Origin of the sequence: Thioclava sp. F36-6, from assembly GCF_002020305.1 — a bacterium.
Classification (GTDB): domain Bacteria; phylum Pseudomonadota; class Alphaproteobacteria; order Rhodobacterales; family Rhodobacteraceae; genus Thioclava; species Thioclava sediminum.
This window is the reverse complement of sequence record NZ_MPZX01000002.1, coordinates 68,879-86,169: the sequence shown is the minus strand read 5'-3', so window position 1 is coordinate 86,169 and position 17,291 is coordinate 68,879. Positions and strand designations below refer to the sequence as shown.

The 17,291-nt window shown below is 65.0% G+C and carries 18 protein-coding genes; 11 read left to right on the top strand and 7 right to left on the bottom strand.

What is annotated here, in order from left to right:
* Positions 1-69: 69 nt before the first annotated feature.
* A complete protein-coding gene (locus BMI88_RS07550) occupies positions 70-924 on the bottom strand; it encodes a LysR family transcriptional regulator ArgP (protein ID WP_078547505.1) in 855 nt (284 codons plus the stop codon).
* A 95-nt stretch (positions 925-1,019) separates the two neighbouring features.
* On the opposite strand from BMI88_RS07550, the gene BMI88_RS07545 reads away from it, so the two are divergent.
* Complete coding sequence (locus BMI88_RS07545) at positions 1,020-1,631, top strand: LysE/ArgO family amino acid transporter (RefSeq protein ID WP_078547503.1); 612 nt, start codon at positions 1,020-1,022, stop codon at positions 1,629-1,631.
* Positions 1,632-1,685: 54 nt separating this feature from the next.
* Positions 1,686-2,591 (top strand): DMT family transporter, encoded by a 906-nt coding sequence (locus BMI88_RS07540; RefSeq protein WP_078547500.1) that lies wholly within the window; start codon positions 1,686-1,688, stop codon positions 2,589-2,591.
* 117 nt (positions 2,592-2,708) lie between these two features.
* On the opposite strand, the gene choV is transcribed toward BMI88_RS07540, so the two are convergent.
* The 4 genes from choV to BMI88_RS07520 are packed head-to-tail and all read right to left on the bottom strand — an operon-like array spanning position 2,709 to position 6,234.
* Complete coding sequence (gene choV, locus BMI88_RS07535; protein ID WP_078547498.1) at positions 2,709-3,761, bottom strand: choline ABC transporter ATP-binding protein; 1,053 nt, start codon at positions 3,759-3,761, stop codon at positions 2,709-2,711.
* The gene (gene choW / locus BMI88_RS07530) at positions 3,758-4,594 is read right to left on the bottom strand and encodes a choline ABC transporter permease subunit (RefSeq protein WP_078547496.1); all 837 of its coding nucleotides are present in this window, start codon (positions 4,592-4,594) and stop codon (positions 3,758-3,760) included. Before choW ends, choV begins: the two co-directional genes overlap by 4 nt.
* Positions 4,595-4,612: 18 nt before the next feature.
* Positions 4,613-5,254: a hypothetical protein gene (locus tag BMI88_RS07525; RefSeq protein WP_146673516.1), complete on the bottom strand. Its 642-nt coding sequence runs from the start codon at positions 5,252-5,254 to the stop codon at positions 4,613-4,615.
* A 35-nt stretch (positions 5,255-5,289) separates the two neighbouring features.
* Entirely contained in the window at positions 5,290-6,234 is a 945-nt protein-coding gene (locus tag BMI88_RS07520; protein ID WP_078522864.1) for a choline ABC transporter substrate-binding protein, read from the bottom strand.
* Between the two features lie 118 nt (positions 6,235-6,352).
* On the opposite strand from BMI88_RS07520, the gene betI reads away from it, so the two are divergent.
* From betI to betA, 3 genes are all read left to right on the top strand, one after another.
* Entirely contained in the window at positions 6,353-6,934 is a 582-nt protein-coding gene (gene betI, locus BMI88_RS07515) for a transcriptional regulator BetI (RefSeq protein ID WP_078542703.1), read from the top strand.
* Positions 6,931-8,382: a betaine-aldehyde dehydrogenase gene (betB, locus tag BMI88_RS07510; RefSeq protein WP_078547492.1), complete on the top strand. Its 1,452-nt coding sequence runs from the start codon at positions 6,931-6,933 to the stop codon at positions 8,380-8,382. Before betI ends, betB begins: the two co-directional genes overlap by 4 nt.
* A 105-nt stretch (positions 8,383-8,487) precedes the next feature.
* The gene (gene betA / locus BMI88_RS07505; RefSeq protein ID WP_078547490.1) at positions 8,488-10,143 is read left to right on the top strand and encodes a choline dehydrogenase; all 1,656 of its coding nucleotides are present in this window, start codon (positions 8,488-8,490) and stop codon (positions 10,141-10,143) included.
* Position 10,144: 1 nt separating this feature from the next.
* Here the strand turns inward: betA and BMI88_RS07500 are convergent, their stop codons facing one another.
* Complete coding sequence (locus tag BMI88_RS07500; RefSeq protein ID WP_078547488.1) at positions 10,145-10,528, bottom strand: DoxX family protein; 384 nt, start codon at positions 10,526-10,528, stop codon at positions 10,145-10,147.
* Positions 10,529-10,608: 80 nt separating this feature from the next.
* Here BMI88_RS07500 and BMI88_RS07495 point away from each other — a divergent pair, with 80 nt between their 5' ends.
* Positions 10,609-11,259 carry a thermonuclease family protein gene (locus BMI88_RS07495; RefSeq protein WP_078547486.1) on the top strand — a complete coding sequence of 217 codons (651 nt, stop codon included), beginning with the start codon at positions 10,609-10,611 and terminating at the stop codon, positions 11,257-11,259.
* Between the two features lie 71 nt (positions 11,260-11,330).
* Entirely contained in the window at positions 11,331-11,576 is a 246-nt protein-coding gene (locus BMI88_RS07490; RefSeq protein ID WP_078542708.1) for a YdcH family protein, read from the top strand.
* Between the two features lie 61 nt (positions 11,577-11,637).
* Here the strand turns inward: BMI88_RS07490 and BMI88_RS07485 are convergent, their stop codons facing one another.
* Positions 11,638-13,032: a helix-turn-helix transcriptional regulator gene (locus tag BMI88_RS07485; protein WP_078522857.1), complete on the bottom strand. Its 1,395-nt coding sequence runs from the start codon at positions 13,030-13,032 to the stop codon at positions 11,638-11,640.
* 235 nt (positions 13,033-13,267) lie between these two features.
* On the opposite strand from BMI88_RS07485, the gene BMI88_RS07480 reads away from it, so the two are divergent.
* The 4 genes from BMI88_RS07480 (at position 13,268) to BMI88_RS07465 (ending at position 17,168) form a co-directional block, all read left to right on the top strand.
* Positions 13,268-14,800, top strand: a complete 1,533-nt coding sequence (locus tag BMI88_RS07480; protein ID WP_078522856.1) for an acyl-CoA carboxylase subunit beta — start codon at positions 13,268-13,270, stop codon at positions 14,798-14,800.
* Between the two features lie 8 nt (positions 14,801-14,808).
* On the top strand, positions 14,809-15,330 hold the full coding sequence (locus BMI88_RS07475) for a DUF6497 family protein (RefSeq protein ID WP_246831844.1): 522 nt from the start codon (positions 14,809-14,811) through the stop codon (positions 15,328-15,330).
* A gap of 889 nt (positions 15,331-16,219) precedes the next feature.
* Entirely contained in the window at positions 16,220-16,612 is a 393-nt protein-coding gene (locus BMI88_RS07470) for a hypothetical protein (protein ID WP_078547484.1), read from the top strand.
* A 349-nt stretch (positions 16,613-16,961) separates the two neighbouring features.
* Entirely contained in the window at positions 16,962-17,168 is a 207-nt protein-coding gene (locus BMI88_RS07465) for a hypothetical protein (protein WP_078547482.1), read from the top strand.
* Positions 17,169-17,291 lie beyond the last annotated feature (123 nt).

Here is a 17,291-nt window from a genome sequence, read left to right as displayed (position 1 = left end):
GTTGGTCGTGGGCCATGCGTGCGCTCAGGCCGTTGGGACGCTCTGCCGGATCAACCCCTTCCTGACCCCTTACAACAACACCGCTTTCGCCGCCTGCCGCAGCGCTTTGGTCAGCGGCGCGAGCGGGGCTTTCAGCCGCCTTGCGCTCTGCCAGTAGAGCGGCACGTCGATCGGCGCGGGGCCCAGCCGTTCCAGCGCGCCGCTTTCCAGATGCGCGCGCACCAGCGCCTCTGGGTTCAGCCCCCAGCCCATGCCGCGCAGACAGGCCCCCACGAAACCTTCGGTCGAGCCGATACGATGCGCGCGCAGCCCCATCGGCATGCCCGCGATCATCGAGGCCCAGCGGTCCTGCAGCCGATCCTTGGCGTTGAATTGCAGGGCAGGGGCCGCGCGCAAGGAGTGCCGGTCGATCCGGTCCGGGAAATAGCGCGCGACGAAATCCGGGCTCGCCGTCGCGATATAGCGCAGCCGCCCGAGGCTCACGCTGTCGCAGCCCGCAATCGGCCCCTCGTCGGCAGTGATCGCGCCCGCGACCTCACCGCGGCGCAACAGCCCCGCCGAATGGTCTTGATCGTCGATCACCAGATCGAAACGCACACCCTCGACCTCGGCCAGCGCGGGCAGCACCCAAGTCGCGAGGCTGTCCGCATTCACCGCGATGCGCAAAACCGGCGGGGTCTCGGAGGGCGCAAGCTCGGTTTCCAGAAGCGCCACCTCGCGCAGATGGGCGATCAGCCGCGCGCCATCCTCGGTCGCGCGGCAGGGCATGGCGCGGATCACCAGAACCGCGCCCATGCGTTCCTCCAGCTGACGGACGCGTTGCGAGACGGCGGATTGCGACACCCCGAGCCGCGCGCTCGCGGCCTCGAAGCTTCCGGTCTCGATCACGGTGGCGAGCGCATCCAGCGCGGCATAGTCGAACATAAGTTTTACTTATACAGAGTTAGTTTAATTAAGTTGAACTTATACGCACGCCCCGGCACTGAGAAGCGTCTCTGTGAAGACTGGGGGTGAGGCGGATGGAATTGGTGGCATTCTGGGCGGGGCTGAAACTGGGGCTCGGGCTGATCGTGGCGATCGGCGCGCAAAACGCTTTCGTGCTGCGTCAGGGGCTGCGGCGCGAGCATGTTTTCGCGGTGGCGCTGTTCTGTGCGCTTTCCGATGCGGTGCTGATCGCGCTCGGTGTGTCGGGCTTCGCTGCCGCCTCCACGGCGCTGCCATGGCTGCCGGAGACGCTGCGCTGGGGCGGTGTTGTCTTTCTCAGCTGGTATGCGATCCGCTCCGTATGGGCGGCGATCCGGGGCGGCGAGCATCTCGACCCGAGCGCAGGCAGCGCGCCGTCCCTGCGCGCCGTGCTCGTGACAGTGGCGGCCTTCACTTGGGCGAACCCGCATGTCTGGCTTGATACGGTGGTGCTCTTGGGCGCGGTCTCGGCGCAGTTCGCAGGCGCGCGGATCAGCTTCGCTACGGGTGCGATCGTGGCCTCCTTCGTGTTCTTCTTCGCACTGGCCTATGGCGCGCGGCTTCTGGCACCGCTTTTCGCCAAGGAGAGCGCGTGGCGGGTGCTCGATGCGCTGATCGCGGTGCTGATGGGCTCTATCGCCTGGAAGCTCGCCGCGGGCGCATTATAACCGACACAAAGCCGCCCCTTGCGCGCGGTGCCGAACCAGCGTCCAAGAGGTGTCATGACCGCGCAAGACAGACCCAACAAACCGCTGATCGGCATCCTGTGGATGCTCGCCACCACCGCCTGTTTCGTGATGGTGAACATCATCGTTCACTGGCTGGGCGATCAGGTGCCCGCCGCGCAATCGGCCTTCGTGCGCTTCCTGTGGGGGCTGATCTTCTTCGCGCCCGCGTTGGCCCGCATCCTGCGCCAGAAGTTTCCGCCTCAGGTCTGGGCGCTGTTCGGGGTGCGCGGTCTCCTGCACGCGGTGGCGGTGGGGCTGTGGTTCTTCGCGATGAGCAATATCCCGATCGCCGATGTCACTGCGATCAACTATCTCAACCCGATCGTGGTGACGGTGGGCGGCGCGCTCCTGCTGGGCGAGGGGCTGGCATGGCGGCGCGTGACGGCGGTGGTCGTCGCGCTGATCGGCGCGCTGATCATCCTGCGCCCGGGGATGCGCGCGATCGAGCCGGGCCATCTCGCCCAGCTTGGCGCGGCGCTGTTCTTCGGCGGCGCCTATCTCGCCGCGAAGCGGCTGACCGATTACGTCCCCGCGGGCACGGTGGTCGCGATGATGACGCTGGTGGTGACGGTGGCGCTCGCCCCGGTGGCGATCTGGAAATGGGAGCCGATCACGCTGTCGGAGACGCTTTGGCTGGGCGCGGTGGCAGTGTTCGCGACGGGCGGGCATTACTGCATGACGCGAGCCTTCGCCGCGGCGCCTGTGACGGTGACGCAGCCGGTCATCTTCCTGCAACTGGTCTGGGCGGCGATTGCGGGCTGGTCGATTTTCGGCGAGCGCCCGGACCCTTACGTGATCCTCGGCGGTGCGATCATCATCGCCTCGGTCAGCTACATGACCTTCCGCGAGGCGCAGCTCAAACGCCGGGTGACGCCGCCTCCGCCTGCCACCAAGATCTGACAGCGCGGCGCTTTTCTGCAAATGTCGGATGCCTCCGGCGGGGATATTTGAGCCAAGCCGAAGGGGCGCGCGCGCCTTGGTTTCGGCTTGGTCAAAATATCCTCCGCGAAGCGTCCCTCAGCTCGCCTCGGCGCTGCGCTGGGGGTCGATGAGCCGCGTGATGACGCCCTCGCGGGTCACGACACGGCCATCGGTGAGCGGCACCGCAGGCTCGTAGCGCAGCCGCTCCATCACGTCGCGCACGGGCGCGTCGGCGGGCATCGGCGCGCCGGTGGCGTCGCCGGTGGGCGTGCCGACGGGATCGGCGATATCCTCGGCGGTCAGCACGCCGAGCGGGTTCATATGGGCCACGAAATCGGCCACATAGCCGTTGGCGGGCTTGGCGATGATGTCGCGCGCGGTGCCGCATTGCACGATCCGGCCGCCTTCCATCAGCGCGATCCGGTTGCCGATCTTGAAGGCTTCGTCGAGGTCGTGGCTGACGAAGATGATCGTTCGCTTGAGCTTGGTCTGCAGCTCCAGCAACTCGTCCTGCAGCTTGGTGCGGATCAGCGGGTCGAGCGCGGAGAAGGGCTCGTCCATCAGAAGGATCGGCGCGTCGGTGGCGAAGGCGCGGGCGAGGCCCACGCGCTGCTGCATGCCGCCCGACAGCTCTGCCACCTGACGGTCGGCCCAGTCCGACAGGCCCACCAGTTCCAGCTGGGTGTCGACCTTCTTGCGGCGTTCCGCCTTGCTCATGCCGGCGAGTTCGAGGCCGAGGCCCACATTCTCGCGCACGGTCCGCCAGGGCAGCAGGCCGAATTGCTGGAAGACCATCGCGATCTTGTTGAGGCGCATTTTGCGCAAGGTCGCGGGGTCGGCATGGGTGACGTCGACGAGACGCTCGCCGTCATGCACCTCGACCTGACCGCGCACGACCGGGTTCAGCCCGTTCACCGCGCGCAGCAGCGTCGATTTGCCCGAGCCCGAGAGGCCCATCAGCACGAGAATCTCGCCTTCGGGCACCTCGACCGAGCAGTCATGCACGCCCAGAACCTGATCGGTGCGCTCCTGAATCTCGGGGCGCGACAGGCCTTCATCCATCAGCGGCAGGGCCTCTTGCGGGCGGTCGCCGAAGACGATGGAGACATTGTCGAATTTGACGGCCGTTTTGGCTTTGGTCTGGGTCATTTCGAACCTCCGCGGCGCAGCATGCGGTCAAGGATGATGGCGACGACGACGATCACGAAGCCGGACTCGAAGCCGAGCGCCGTGTTGACGGTGTTGAGCGCGCGCACGACTGGCACGCCGAGGCCGTCAGCGCCGACAAGCGCGGCCACCACGACCATCGAGAGCGAGAGCATGATCGTCTGGTTCAGACCGGCCATGATTTGCGGGGTGGCATAGGGCAGTTCGACCTTCCACAGAAGCTGGCTCTTGGTCGCGCCGAAGGATTGGGCGGCCTCGGTCAGCGTATCGGGCGTCGAGGAGACGCCCAGATGGGTCAGGCGGATCGGCGCGGGCAGCACGAAGATCACGGTCGCGATCAGGCCGGGCACCATGCCGATGCCGAAGAAGACGATGGCCGGGATCAGGTAGACGAAGGCCGGCAGCGTCTGCATCAGGTCGAGTACCGGCTGCAGCACCGAATAGAGGCGCGGGCGGTGGGCGGCGGCGATGCCGATCGGCACGCCGATGCCCATGCAGACCACGCAGGCGGCGATCACGAGGGTGAGGCTCTCGGTGGTTTCCTCCCAGTAGTCCTGGTTGAGGATGAACAGGAAGCCCACGATCACCAGGAGCGAAATCTTCCAGCTGCGCTGCAGCAGGTAGGCGATCACCGCGAAGGCGAGGATCACGAGAAGGGGCGGGGGGCCTTGCAGCACCCAGAGCGTTGCGTCGATCAGCGCCTTGAGCGCTACGGAGAGCGCGTCGAAGAGCGGTGCGGCGTGGTCCTGCAGCCAGTCGATCACGATCTTGGCCGTCTTGCCCACGGGGATTTTGGTATCGGTCAACCAGTTCATAGCTGTCCTTGCGGTTTGTTATTTCTGGCGCGTCTCGATGCGGTCGAAGGCGACTTGCGATTGCGCCTTGCCGGTTTCGGGGTCGAGCTTGGTCACGCGCAGGACCAGCCCGGCCTTGGGAGAGAATTCCTTGAGGAAGGCGGTGCGCAGCTTGCCCATCGCGATCCGTTCGACGACCTGCCAGACATCGTAGCGGCAGGCACCGATCTGCACCGAGCCGGTGCCGCGATAGGCGTAGGAGATGGTGCCGCGATCCTTGGTCTCGCCGTCGACTTTCAGGCTCACCGGAGTGCGCCAGTTGCCCAGTTGCGGCAGTTGGTCGAGCCGCGCGGGGTCGTCGTCATAGAGGAGCGCGAAGCTGCGCCCGTCCATTTCCTGCAGGCTCACCGCCAGCGGATGGTCGTAGCGCTCGCGCTTGGGCGGCCGGCCGAGCTCGGGATCGTCGACCCGGTAGGAGGTCAGCGTGCCGTTCTCGTAGCGATAGGCCTGCGCCATTTTCGGGGTGTTGCGGGTGAGCGTGACGCCCGCCGCGTGCAGAGCCTCGGTGTCGGGGCAATCCGCGGCGCGCGCCGGGGTGAGGGGCGCTGCGATCATCCCCGCGAAGAGAAGGGCCGCGCCGGTGAGGGCGCGGACCGAGGGGAAGCGGGGGCGGAGGGGCATGCCCTGTCGCCCGCGCGAATATTTCGCCCGAAGGCTCACGAGTTCAGCGCTTTCTCGACCGCTGCCTGCGCGTCGCCGCCGTCCTTCGTGGTCACACCGTCGAGCCAGGCTTTCCAGGCATCGGGATTGGCTTTGAGCCAAGCCTTCGCGGCGTCTTTGGGATCATCGCCGTCGTCGAGGATCTTGCCCATGATCTCGTTTTCCATCCCGAGGGTGAACTTCAGGTTGGAGACGAACTTGCCCGGGTTCGGGCACTCGTCGACATAGCCCGCGCGGACGTTGGTCATGACCGTCGCACCGCCGTAATCGGGGCCGAAGAAGTCATCGCCGCCCGACAGGTAGGTGATGTCGAAGTTGGAGTTCATCGGGTGGGGTTCCCACGCGAGGAAGATGATCGGCTTGTCGGCCTTGTCGGCGCGCGCGACCTGCGCGAGCATGCCCTGCTCGGAGCTTTCCTTCAGGTCGAAGTCCTTCAGGCCGAACGCGTCCTTGTCGATCATGTCGAGGATCAGCGCGTTGCCGTCATTGCCCGGCTCGATGCCGTAGATCTGGTTGTCCAGCTCATCGGCGTGCTTGGCGATGTCGGAGAAGTCCTTGATGCCGGCCTTGGCGCCAGCCGCGTTGGTCGCGAGCGTGTATTTCGCGCCGGTCAGGTTGGTGCCGAGCGTCTCGACCGTGCCGTCCTTGGTGTAGGGATCCACGTTGGCGGCCATCGAGGGCATCCAGTTGCCGAGGAACACGTCGACATCGCCCTTCGAGAGCGCCTCGTAGGTCACCGGAACCGAGAGCACCTTGGTGTCGGTCTCGTAGCCGAGCGCTTCGAGGATCGTGGTCGCGACCGCGGTGGTCGAGGTGATGTCGGTCCAGCCGACATCGGAGAAGGTCACTTTCGAGCAATCGGCGGCCTGTGCGGGCGCGGTGCCTGCCAGTCCGAGCGAGAGCGCAGCCCCCATTGCGAGGAGCGTGGAACGAAGTTTCATGCTTTTTTCTCCCTGTGCAGCGTTAAGAAAAACCGCGGGATGCGGTTGTTGATTGACGAGTCAATAAACATGTTCTAGCTCGACATGCAAGCAAGCCACCCGGAAGGAGGCCGATCACATGCCGAAGCTTGGAGCAGAGCCTATACGGCGCGCTGCCTTGGTCAAAGCGACTATTGAGACAGTGGGCGAGGCGGGATCGCTCGACGTGACGGTCGCGCAGATCGCCCGGCGCGCAGGTATGTCCTCGGCGCTGGCGCACCATTATTTCGGGTCGAAAGACCGGATTTTCCTCGCCGCGATGCGGTCGATTCTGTCGATCTATGGCGCGGAAGTCCGTGGCGCGATGGCGATGGCGCAGACCCCGCATGAGCGTGTTCGCGCAGTTGTGATGGGCTCTTTCGCGGCTGGCTCGTTCCGTCACGAGGCGATCGCCGCGTGGCTGAACTTCTACGTTCTCGCGCAGTCGAGCGCCGAAGCCCGGCGCCTGCTGCATATTTATCAGCGCCGTCTGCGCTCGAACCTCATGCACGGGCTGCGTCCGCTGGTCGGCGACCGTGCGGGCTCCGTGGCCGAGGGTTTGGGCGCGATGATCGACGGCGTCTACATCCGCGCGGCGCTTGTCGCGGGCGAACCCGACCGCGAGGCCGCCTGTGAACTGGTGCTGGCGCATCTGGAAAAAGAATTGGAGGTCCACCAATGAGGGCACAGCCGAAAGCAAGCCATTTCGTCAATGGCGACTGGATGGAAGACACGGACGGCGACGAGCTGATCGTCACCTATCCCGGCACCGGCGAGGTGATCGCCAAGCTGCACGCCGCGACGCCTGCGGTGATCGACGCCGCGATTTCCGGCGCGGTTAAAGCGCAGAAGGACTGGGCCGCACTGCGCCCAGTCGAGCGCGGCCGCATCCTGACCCGCGCCGTCGCGATCATCCGTGAGCGTGGTGAGGAGCTGGCGCTGCTGGAAACCCTCGACACCGGCAAGCCGATTCAGGAAACCCGCGAGGCCGACTGGCCCTCGGGCGCCGAGGCGCTGGAATATTTCGCAGGTCTGGCGCCCACGCTGACCGGCGAGACGATGCCGCTGGGCGGTGATTTCGCCTACACGATCCGCGAGCCGCTCGGCGTCTGCGCGGGTATCGGCGCGTGGAACTATCCCAGCCAGATCGCCTGCTGGAAATCGGCGCCCGCGCTGTCGACCGGCAACGCGATGGTGTTCAAGCCTTCCGAGATGACGCCGCTGGGCGCGCTGAAGCTCGCCGAGATCTTCATCGAAGCCGGGATGCCCGCGGGAATCTTCAACGTGGTGCAGGGCTTCGGCCCGGTGGGGGCGGCGCTGTCCACCGATCCGCGTATCGCGAAGGTCTCGCTGACGGGCTCGGTGCCGACGGGCGCGAAGGTCTATCAGGCGGCCTCGGCAGGCATGAAGCACGTCACGATGGAGTTGGGCGGCAAATCCCCGATGATCGTGTTCGACGATGCCGATATCGAAAGCGCGATCGGGGCGGCGATGCTCGGGAATTTCTATTCCTCGGGGCAGATCTGTTCCAACGGGACGCGGGTCTTCGTGCAGAAGGGCATCAAGGAGAAATTCCTCGCCCGGCTGAAAGAGCGCACGGAGACCATCGTCGCGGGCGATCCGCTCGATGAGGCGACGCAATTCGGTCCGCTGATCTCGAAGGCGCAGTTCGACAAGGTGATGTCCTATGTCGAGAGCGCGAAATCCGAGGGCGCGCGGCTGGTCTGCGGTGGCTCGGCGGGCAACGAGGGGCCGCTCTTCGTGCAGCCCACGGTCTTCGCCGATGTCACCGACAACATGACCATCGCGCGCGAGGAGATTTTCGGCCCCGTCATGTCGGTGCTCGATTTCGAGACCGAGGAAGAGGCGATCGCGCGGGCCAATGACACGCAGTTCGGCCTCGCCGCGGGCGTGTTCACCGGCGATCTGGCGCGCGGCCACCGTGTGGTCGGCCAGCTTCAGGCGGGCACAACCTGGATCAACGCCTATAACCTGACGCCGGTGGAGATGCCCTTCGGCGCGGTCAAGCAATCGGGCTTCGGGCGCGAGAATTCGCGCGCGGCGGTGGAGCATTATACGCAGCTCAAATCCGTCTATGTCGGCATGGGACCGGTCGAGAGCCCGTACTGAGTTCGAATTTGACGAGGCTTGGGGGCGCTGCCCGTCGCCGGTTGGTCTTTGGGCCGATGGCGCACCAAACGGCGACACCCGGGATATTTCCGCCAAGGGGAAGATATGAGTGTTTCGGCAGAATTTGTGATCGTAGGCGCGGGCTCGGGTGGCTCGGCGCTGGCGTATCGGCTCGTGGAAGCGGGTCGCGACGTCGTGGTAATCGAGCATGGCGGCTCGGATGCGGGGCCGTTCATCCAGATGCCCGGCGCGCTGAGCTATCCGATGAATATGGGGATCTACGACTGGGGCTTTCAGTCGGAACCCGAAGAGCATCTGGGCGGGCGGCGTCTGGCGACTCCGCGCGGCAAGGTGCTGGGCGGCTCGTCGAGCATCAACGGCATGGTCTATGTCCGGGGCCATGCGCGCGATTTCGACCATTGGGAGGAAAGCGGCGCAACCGGCTGGGGCTATGCGGATGTGTTGCCCTATTACAAGCGGATGGAGCATTGGCACGGCGGCGAAGAGACCGAATGGCGTGGCCGTTCGGGGCCGCTGCATGTGACGCGCGGGCCGCGCGCCAACCCGCTGTTCGACGCTTTCGTCGCGGCGGGCAAGGCGGCGGGCTACCCGGTGACCGAGGATTACAACGGCCAGCAGCAGGAAGGCTTCGGGCCGATGGAGGCCACGATCTACAAGGGGCGTCGCTGGTCGGCGGCCAATGCCTATCTGCGCCCGGCGCTCAAGACCGGCAAGCTGCGGATCGTGCGCGGTCTGGCGCGGCGCGTCGTCTTCGACGGCAAGAAGGCTGTCGGCGTCGAGATCAAGCGCAAGGGGCAGATTGAGGTAGTCCGGGCGAGCTCGGAGGTTGTGCTGGCGGCCAGCTCTATCAACACGCCGAAGCTGTTGATGCTGTCGGGCGTAGGCCCGGCAGAGCATCTGCGCGAACATGGTGTCGAGGTGCTGGCGGATCGCCCGGGTGTGGGTGCGAACCTGCAGGATCACCTTGAGATCTATATGCAATTCGCCGCGAAGCAGCCGGTGACGCTGTTCAAATACTGGAACCTCTACGGCAAGGCCCGGGTGGGCGCCCAGTGGCTCTTCACCAAGGGTGGGCTCGGCGCGTCGAACCAGTTCGAGAGCTGCGCCTTCATCCGCTCGGATGCCGGGATCGACTACCCGGATATCCAGTATCACTTCCTGCCGATCGCGGTGCGCTATGACGGCAAGGCCGCTGCCGAGGGGCACGGCTTCCAGGCGCATGTCGGGCCGATGCGCTCGAAATCGCGTGGGCATGTCCGGCTCAGCTCGGGCGATCCCGAGGCCAAGCCGGAGATCAAGTTCAACTACATGAGCCATCCCGACGATTGGGCCGAGTTTCGCAAATGCGTGCGGCTGACGCGGGAGATCTTTGCCCAAGGGCCGATGGCCGCGCATGTGAAGCACGAGATCCAGCCCGGCGCTGCGGTCGAGACGGATGAGCAGATCGACGCGTTCATCCGCGAGCATGCCGAGAGCGCCTATCACCCCTGCGGCACCGCGAAGATGGGGGCGGCGGACGATCCGAGTGCCGTCGTCGATCCGGAAGGCCGCGTGATCGGGGTGGAGGGGCTGCGGGTCGCCGACAGCTCGGTCTTCCCGCGCATCACCAATGGCAACCTGAACGCGCCCTCGATCATGGTGGGCGAGAAGATCGCCGATCACCTGCTGGGTCGCGCGCCGCTCGCGCGCGAGAACCTCGAACCGTGGGTCGCACCGAACTGGCAGGTGGCGCAGCGCTGAGTTAACCGTTCTTGCGGCGCAGGGTGCTGAGGGCATAGCGTCCCGGCCCCTGCGCTGCGAGAATCAAAAGCCCGCCTGCGATCGCCCAGTTTTTCACGAAGATCGTCACCTGCCACGGGTCGGCGCGCAGCTGCCAGTGAAACCAGCTGGTGAAGATGCAATACGCGGCGAGGATCAGCGCCCAGCCCCGCACCTTCGGGCCGAAGATCAGGCCGAGCGCTGCGATCAGGTTGAACAGCGCCACGGGCCAGACCAGCCAGCCGGGCAGGCCAAGCCAGCCGATCATCTCCTCGACCATCTGCGGATCGGTGACTTTCTGCACCGCGCCGCCGAAGAACAGCAGAGCGATCAGGATGCGGCCGATCAGGTTGAGTGCGTCGGACATGTGGGGCTCCCAAGTTTCGCGTTTACCAATCGGCTACGAAATCTGTTGCGTGCGAGATCAGTTCCGCCGATATCTGGGGCATGTTAAGGATTTGTTCACTCCTCGTTCTTCTGGCGGTGCCCGCCGCATCGCAGCTCTCGGCGGCCACGGTGACCGGTCTGCCGCGCGTCGTCGATGGCGATACGCTGGTGGTCGCGAATACGCGGGTGCGGCTTTTCGGGATCGACGCGCCGGAGGCGAAGCAGAGCTGCAAGACGGCGCAGGGTGTGCGCTGGGCCTGCGGCCGGGCGGCCACGGCGGAGCTGCAGCGGCTTGTGGGGCAGGGGGTGCGCTGCTCGGGCGATGAGGAAGATCGCTACGGGCGGCTGATCGCGGTCTGCCGGGCAGGCGGGCGCGACCTGAATGCCGAGATGGTCGCGCGCGGGGCGGCCTTCGCCTATCGGAAATATTCGCGCGATTACGTGTCGCAGGAGGAGCGGGCGCGGCGCGCGGGCCTCGGTGTCTGGCAGGGCGCAGCGCAGCGGCCCGCAAAGGTCCGTGCAGCCGCCAAGGTGCAGAACCCGCCGGAAAATTGCGCGATCAAAGGCAATATTTCCGGGCGCGGACGGCTCTATCATCTGCCGGGCACGCGCGCTTATGCCGCCACGCGGATCAACGAGGCCAAGGGCGAGCGGTGGTTCTGTTCGGAAGCCGACGCAAAAAGCGCAGGATGGCGTCGCGCGGGCGGCTGATTTGATGCGCATCAAGGTGGGCCGAGTCGCGCTGGCCTAATGTCGACCCGACAGCAAGGAAAGGGAGCGACATGGCCAATACGCCGCACACGCTGCAAGAAGAATTCCCGACGAAACTCGATCGGATTCACGAGTTGAAAATCTCCAACGCGCATTTTGCAAAATTGTTGGACGATTACGACGCGCTCAACGATCGCGTGCACCGGGCCGAGACGAATGTGGAGCCGATGGACAGCTTGGCCGAGACCGACCTGCGCAAGCAACGCGCCGCAGTGAAGGACGAGATCGCGCGGATGCTGGGCACCGCCGACGCCTGAGTTGTAGGGTAACGAGTGATTTTGGTGGGACGCCTCGAGGCTTCGGCCCCGGGGCGTTTTTCTATGCGATGTCGTAGGGCAGAAGGCCGCGATGGTCGGGATCGACATGCAGCCGGCGTTCCAGCGGCGGAACCGAGCGCTGGTGGCAGTCCTTGCGCTCGCAGATTCGGCAGGAGATCCCGATCGGCTGGTAGGCCTTGGGATTGCCGAGCTCCATATCGTCGGCATAAACGAGCCCCTTCGCGTGGCTCACCTCACACCCAAGACAGATCGCGTAACGACGCACGGGCGCAGTGAAGCTGCCGCCCGATTTCGAGACGTCGCGCGCGAGGCAGAGATAGCGCACGCCATCGGGGGTCTCGGCGAGTTGCCGCAGGAATTTCGTCGGTGTTTCAAAGGCTTGGTGGACGTTCCAGAGCGGGCAGGCGCCGCCGAACCGGGCGAATTGCAGCCGGGTCGCGGAGTGGCGCTTGGTGATCGTGCCGGCCTGATCGACGCGGACGAAGAAGAAGGGGATGCCCTTCGCGCCGGGCCGTTGCAGGGTCGAGAGGCGGTGGGCGACCTGCTCGGTCGAGGCGGTGAAAATGTCGCAGAGCCGCTCCAGATCGTGGCGCGTGTCCTGCGCCGCCTCCAGAAAGGGGCGGTAGGGTAGAAGCGCGGCGCCCGCAAAGTAGTTGGCCAGACCGATCTTGGCGATCGCGCGGGCGGTGTCGGACTGGAAGCGCGCGAGGTCGAGCGTGGCCTCCAGCAGGTCGTTCTGGGTCATCAGCGCGACCTGATGGAGCAGTTGGAAGGCCTGCGTCGGGCGGCCCGCATGGGCGTTGATCAGAAGGCGATTGCCATCGCGCTCGCGCAGCTGCGAAATGTCGGAAAACTGCACGTCGATGCCCCGCTTCGCGAGGGTGTCGATCGCATGAGGAATGGGCTCCAACCTATTGCCATCGCGGCAGGAATAGCGCTCGGCCGCGCGGTCGACGGCATCGATGTAATTGTCGCAATAGTGGAAGAAGTCGCGGACCTCCTCCCAAGGGGAGACCACCGTTTGCGCGCCTTCGCGGCCCAGGGCTTCGTCGAGCGAGGCGAGGCGTTCATGAGTTTGGCGATAGGCGCGGTGTAGTTCGAGGAAGGACCGGGCGAGGGCGGGTGCATTGGACGCCGCGAGCCGCAGATCTGCCAAGGGCGGCGCGCCATCGGAGAAGATCGGGTCGGCCAGCGCCTCGCGCATGTCCGAGACCAGCCGCTCCGCATCGCCTGCCGAGAGCTCGGTCACGTCGAGCCCGAATTCGCTCGCCAGCGCCAGCACGACCTGCGCCGAGACCGGGCGGTGGTTGTTCTCCATCTGGTTGAGATAGGGCAGCGACACGCCGAGCCGCTCGGCGAAGGCTTTCTGGGTCAGGCCGAGCCGCGTGCGGGTTTCGCGCAGTTTCACACCGGCATAGAGTTTCTGAGTCGCCATCTGCCCCTCCCTTTGCAAAGGAATTTGTAGCTTTGCAAAAATCGTGCGTCAAATTTTCTCGGGTCAGAGGCGGCTTCGCGGGAACAACCGGGGATAGGCTTCGATCAGCGGCGGACTTCGCAGTTATGCAATTCGCTATCCGTTGCTTGCCAATTATTTGCAAATTTTCTCGAATCCCCTTTGTAAGATTGTTGCGTTCGGAATAGTGTGCCGGGAAATTATGCGGAGGACCCTCATGAGAGACATCCTGAAGGAGCTGGAGCATCGGCGCGACGAAGCCCGCCTTGGTGGCGGCGAGAAACGCATCGAGGCGCAGCACAAGAAGGGCAAGCTGACCGCGCGCGAGCGGATCGAATTGCTGCTCGACGAGGGCTCTTTCGAAGAGTTCGACATGTTCAAAACCCATCGCTGCACCGATTTCGGGATGGAAGAGAGCAAGCCCTATGGCGACGGCGTCGTCACCGGTTGGGGCACCGTGAACGGGCGCATGGTCTATGTGTTCAGCCAGGACTTCACCGTCTTCGGCGGCTCGCTGTCGGAAACCCATGCCGAGAAAATCTGCAAGATCATGGATATGGCGGTCCAGAACGGCGCGCCGGTGATCGGCATCAACGATTCGGGCGGTGCGCGGATTCAGGAAGGCGTGGCCTCGCTTGCGGGTTATGCGGACGTGTTCCAGCGCAACATCATGGCCTCGGGCGTGGTGCCGCAGATCAGCCTCATCATGGGCCCCTGTGCCGGCGGTGCGGTCTATTCGCCCGCGATGACGGACTTCATCTTCATGGTGAAGGACACGTCTTACATGTTCGTCACCGGCCCCGACGTGGTGAAGACGGTCACCAACGAGCATGTGACGGCCGAGGAGCTGGGCGGCGCCTCCACCCACACCAAGAAGAGCTCGGTCGCCGACGGCGCCTATGAGAACGACGTCGAGGCGCTGTTCGAGACCCGCCGTCTGATCGACTTCCTGCCGCTGTCGAACCGCGAGAAGGCTCCCGTGCGGCCCTTCTTCGACGAGGTGGACCGGATCGAGGCGTCGCTCGACACGCTGGTGCCGTCGAACGCGAACACCCCCTACGATATGAAGGAATTGATCCTGAAGATCGCGGATGAGGGGGATTTCTTCGAGATCCAGAAGGATTTCGCAGGCAACATCATCACCGGGTTCATCCGTCTCGAAGGGCAGACGGTCGGCGTGGTCGCGAACCAGCCGATGGTGCTGGCGGGCTGTCTGGACATCGATTCCAGCCGCAAGGCCGCGCGCTTCGTGCGCTTCTGCGACGCGTTCGAAATTCCGATCCTGACGCTCGTCGACGTGCCGGGCTTCCTGCCGGGCACCAGCCAGGAATATAACGGCGTCATCAAGCACGGCGCGAAGCTGCTGTTTGCCTATGGCGAGGCGACCGTGCCGAAGGTCACAGTCATCACCCGCAAAGCCTATGGCGGGGCCTATGACGTTATGTCCTCCAAGCACCTGCGTGGCGATTTCAACTACGCCTGGCCGACCGCGGAAATCGCGGTGATGGGCGCCAAGGGCGCGGTCGAAATTCTCTACCGCTCGGAGCTGGGCGAACCCGAGAAGATCGCCAAGCGCACCGCCGATTATGAGGACCGTTTCGCGAACCCGTTCGTGGCGGCCGAGAAGGGCTTCATCGACGAGGTGATCCAGCCGCGCTCGACGCGTCGCCGGGTGGCCCGTGCCTTTGCGGCGCTGCGCTCGAAGAAGCTGTCCAACCCGTGGAAGAAGCACGATAACATCCCGCTCTGAGGAGGCGCATGACGGGCAGGCCGAGGATCACGACGCTCTTGCCCGGCGCTCTCGCCGGGCTGGTGCTGGCGTTTCCGGCGCCGGCTCAGGAGCTGCGGGAGGTGCCGCCGGTGCCCGATTACGGGGCGATGATGCATCCGGGCAATCTGGGTGAGGATCTGGGGCCGGGCGATGGGCCGGAGGGGACCAAGGGCGATGCGATCCCGGTCCCGTCCGGGCAGAAGGTCTGGTGGATCGATGTGATCCATAACGAGGCCGGGCCGGACGGGCTGACCTATCGCTTTCGCTTCCTCGCGCCGCAGATCGGAGGGCGCAGGCCGCTTTCCTCCGATATCGCGCTGAAGGATATCGAGGCGCTGTGCAACGGGTGGGTGGTGCCGCGCCTGCCGCAGCCCGGTCCGGAGCCCGCGCAGGTGATGGTGAGCCTGTCGGACCAGATCGTGCCGTTCGGCGATGCCGCCCCCGAGGTGGTGCAATATTTCGACAGCTTTTCCGTCGAGGACGGAAACTGCGTTTGGGAGTTTTTCTGATGGCTTTGGCCGGAACCGCAGATCACAGCTTGGGGGGCATGATGCCGGGGCGCGCGCAAGCGCAGACGCTCACGGCGAAATCGCGCTTTCGTGAGCGGGATTTGCAGGCTAACCTGCCCTTGGGGAAAGCAATTTCGGTCCCCGCGTTGAAACGGGTCGTGCCGGACCTCGCCGAGATCGGGGTGGGCGCCCCCTTGGACAGGAGAACGACATGTCGAAAGCTCTCATCGCCCTTGGCCTCGTGGCCTTCGTCGCAGCCTGCGCGCCCAAGCCCGAGCCGGTGCCAGTGGCCGTCACCACCGAGCCGACCTATACCGGCAAGTACAAGTGATCTGCGTGCGGGGCGGGGCGGCAGCCGTCGCCTTGCCCCCACGATCTCTGCGGGAACGGTGGCGTTGTGTGATACGCCATACGGTTACCTAGCGGCAATTATCCTTCCAGAGTACGCTCTTAGCCATTCCAACAAAGAATGGGGGAGAGTGAAATGGTCCGAATTTCTCTGGGCGCGGTTGCCTGCGCGGCTCTGCTTGTGGGCTGTGCGCCCAAGCCGGAGCCTGCACCTGTCACCGTTGAGCCGGTCTATACCGGCAAATATGGCGGCCCCGTCGCCAGTGGCGGCTCCTGCCGACCGACTGGACGGCTCGTCGACTCGCAATATCCGGCTTCCGTGCCCGACTGTCCGCTCGAATGCGGACCGCTTGAAATGGCGACTGCCGCAACAACGCAGCGACCGGCACAATGTGTGCCCGAGCCGCGTGGCGGATCGACGCGTCAGCCGACGGGAACGCCTCGCTCGACAACTCCGAACGACCCGACGCGCGGGTAACAGTGTTGCACCGCTAACGCTCAGCACGCGCCGTCCCAGCAACTTTAAAGGGGAGGGCGCGTCATGCTGAAGCATCGCGGTTTCCCGTCGCGGTTACCCTCGACGGATTATCAATTCACCATTCGCCGTGCCAACAAGAAGGGCGCGACGAAGCTCATCCGGCGTGAACGCTACGCCGATCGCGGCCACGGCGATCGCAAGGCCGATGCCGGCTTCATGGCGGCGCTCTGGGCGCAGTTCGGCGAAGAGCCGTTCGAGCGCGGCAATCTCGATGCGGGCCGGTTGAGCTGGCTCTTTGGGCGCGAAGTCGTTGCCGCCGAGGATCCGTTCGATCCCGAAAGCTACGAGGCGCTTCTCAAAATCGACGTGAAACGCGCGGAAGCCTCCTTCCCGGAGGTCTTCGCCGATCCCGACGCCTTCGCCTTCGATGATGACGAGGATGAGGATTGGGCATGATTTCGCTGATGTCCTACGCGAAATGGCGGCATGCCGCCGAACCTCATGGTTGCAAGGATTTCGCCTTTGCAATCGCCGGTGCGCGCGGTCACATTGAGCGGGCAAGCCGTACTGTCCCCAACACCCGCGGCTTGTTTAATATCCCTACCCCTTCCCTATTCCTGCGGCCTGATCTTATGGTCGGGCCGCAGCTTTTTTCTTTCGGGGGGCAAGGGGGGCACCGCCAAGATGTGAAGGGGAGCGGCGATAGCTCGCCGATGGGGCTTCAGCTCGCGTTTTCGCCGTTGGCTTTTCACGGCGCCGCGATAAACTCGCGTCCAATCATAACCGCTATTGGAGGCAGTTTCCCATGCGTAAAACCCCGATCCTTCTTGTCTTTGCCGGCCTCGCTCTCGCAGGCTGCATGCAAACCGACGGCCAGCGCGCCCTCGCCGGTGCGGCCGGCGGCGCGATCATCGCGGATGCGACCGACAACAACGCGCTCACCGGCGCGGCTCTCGGCGCGCTCGCGGGCACCTATTGCGACGACGCAGGCGTCTGCCAGCGCTCGTACTAAGCACATCTGCGCGGCTCTGACCGCGTCCGATCGCTATTCGACCGCCATCTGGGCTGTACGCCCCGGTGGCGGTTTTTCTTTTGTCTCACATCATGAACACGACACGCGGGGCGGGGGGATGCC

Coding starts and splice junctions, on each gene's coding strand:
- BMI88_RS07550 (WP_078547505.1), bottom strand. CDS start 924: ATGTTCGACTATGCCGCGCTGGATGCGCTCGCCACCGTGATCGAGACC.
- BMI88_RS07545 (WP_078547503.1), top strand. CDS start 1,020: ATGGAATTGGTGGCATTCTGGGCGGGGCTGAAACTGGGGCTCGGGCTG.
- BMI88_RS07540 (WP_078547500.1), top strand. CDS start 1,686: ATGACCGCGCAAGACAGACCCAACAAACCGCTGATCGGCATCCTGTGG.
- choV (WP_078547498.1), bottom strand. CDS start 3,761: ATGACCCAGACCAAAGCCAAAACGGCCGTCAAATTCGACAATGTCTCC.
- choW (WP_078547496.1), bottom strand. CDS start 4,594: ATGAACTGGTTGACCGATACCAAAATCCCCGTGGGCAAGACGGCCAAG.
- BMI88_RS07525 (WP_146673516.1), bottom strand. CDS start 5,254: ATGCCCCTCCGCCCCCGCTTCCCCTCGGTCCGCGCCCTCACCGGCGCG.
- BMI88_RS07520 (WP_078522864.1), bottom strand. CDS start 6,234: ATGAAACTTCGTTCCACGCTCCTCGCAATGGGGGCTGCGCTCTCGCTC.
- betI (WP_078542703.1), top strand. CDS start 6,353: ATGCCGAAGCTTGGAGCAGAGCCTATACGGCGCGCTGCCTTGGTCAAA.
- betB (WP_078547492.1), top strand. CDS start 6,931: ATGAGGGCACAGCCGAAAGCAAGCCATTTCGTCAATGGCGACTGGATG.
- betA (WP_078547490.1), top strand. CDS start 8,488: ATGAGTGTTTCGGCAGAATTTGTGATCGTAGGCGCGGGCTCGGGTGGC.
- BMI88_RS07500 (WP_078547488.1), bottom strand. CDS start 10,528: ATGTCCGACGCACTCAACCTGATCGGCCGCATCCTGATCGCTCTGCTG.
- BMI88_RS07495 (WP_078547486.1), top strand. CDS start 10,609: ATGTTAAGGATTTGTTCACTCCTCGTTCTTCTGGCGGTGCCCGCCGCA.
- BMI88_RS07490 (WP_078542708.1), top strand. CDS start 11,331: ATGGCCAATACGCCGCACACGCTGCAAGAAGAATTCCCGACGAAACTC.
- BMI88_RS07485 (WP_078522857.1), bottom strand. CDS start 13,032: ATGGCGACTCAGAAACTCTATGCCGGTGTGAAACTGCGCGAAACCCGC.
- BMI88_RS07480 (WP_078522856.1), top strand. CDS start 13,268: ATGAGAGACATCCTGAAGGAGCTGGAGCATCGGCGCGACGAAGCCCGC.
- BMI88_RS07475 (WP_246831844.1), top strand. CDS start 14,809: ATGACGGGCAGGCCGAGGATCACGACGCTCTTGCCCGGCGCTCTCGCC.
- BMI88_RS07470 (WP_078547484.1), top strand. CDS start 16,220: ATGCTGAAGCATCGCGGTTTCCCGTCGCGGTTACCCTCGACGGATTAT.
- BMI88_RS07465 (WP_078547482.1), top strand. CDS start 16,962: ATGCGTAAAACCCCGATCCTTCTTGTCTTTGCCGGCCTCGCTCTCGCA.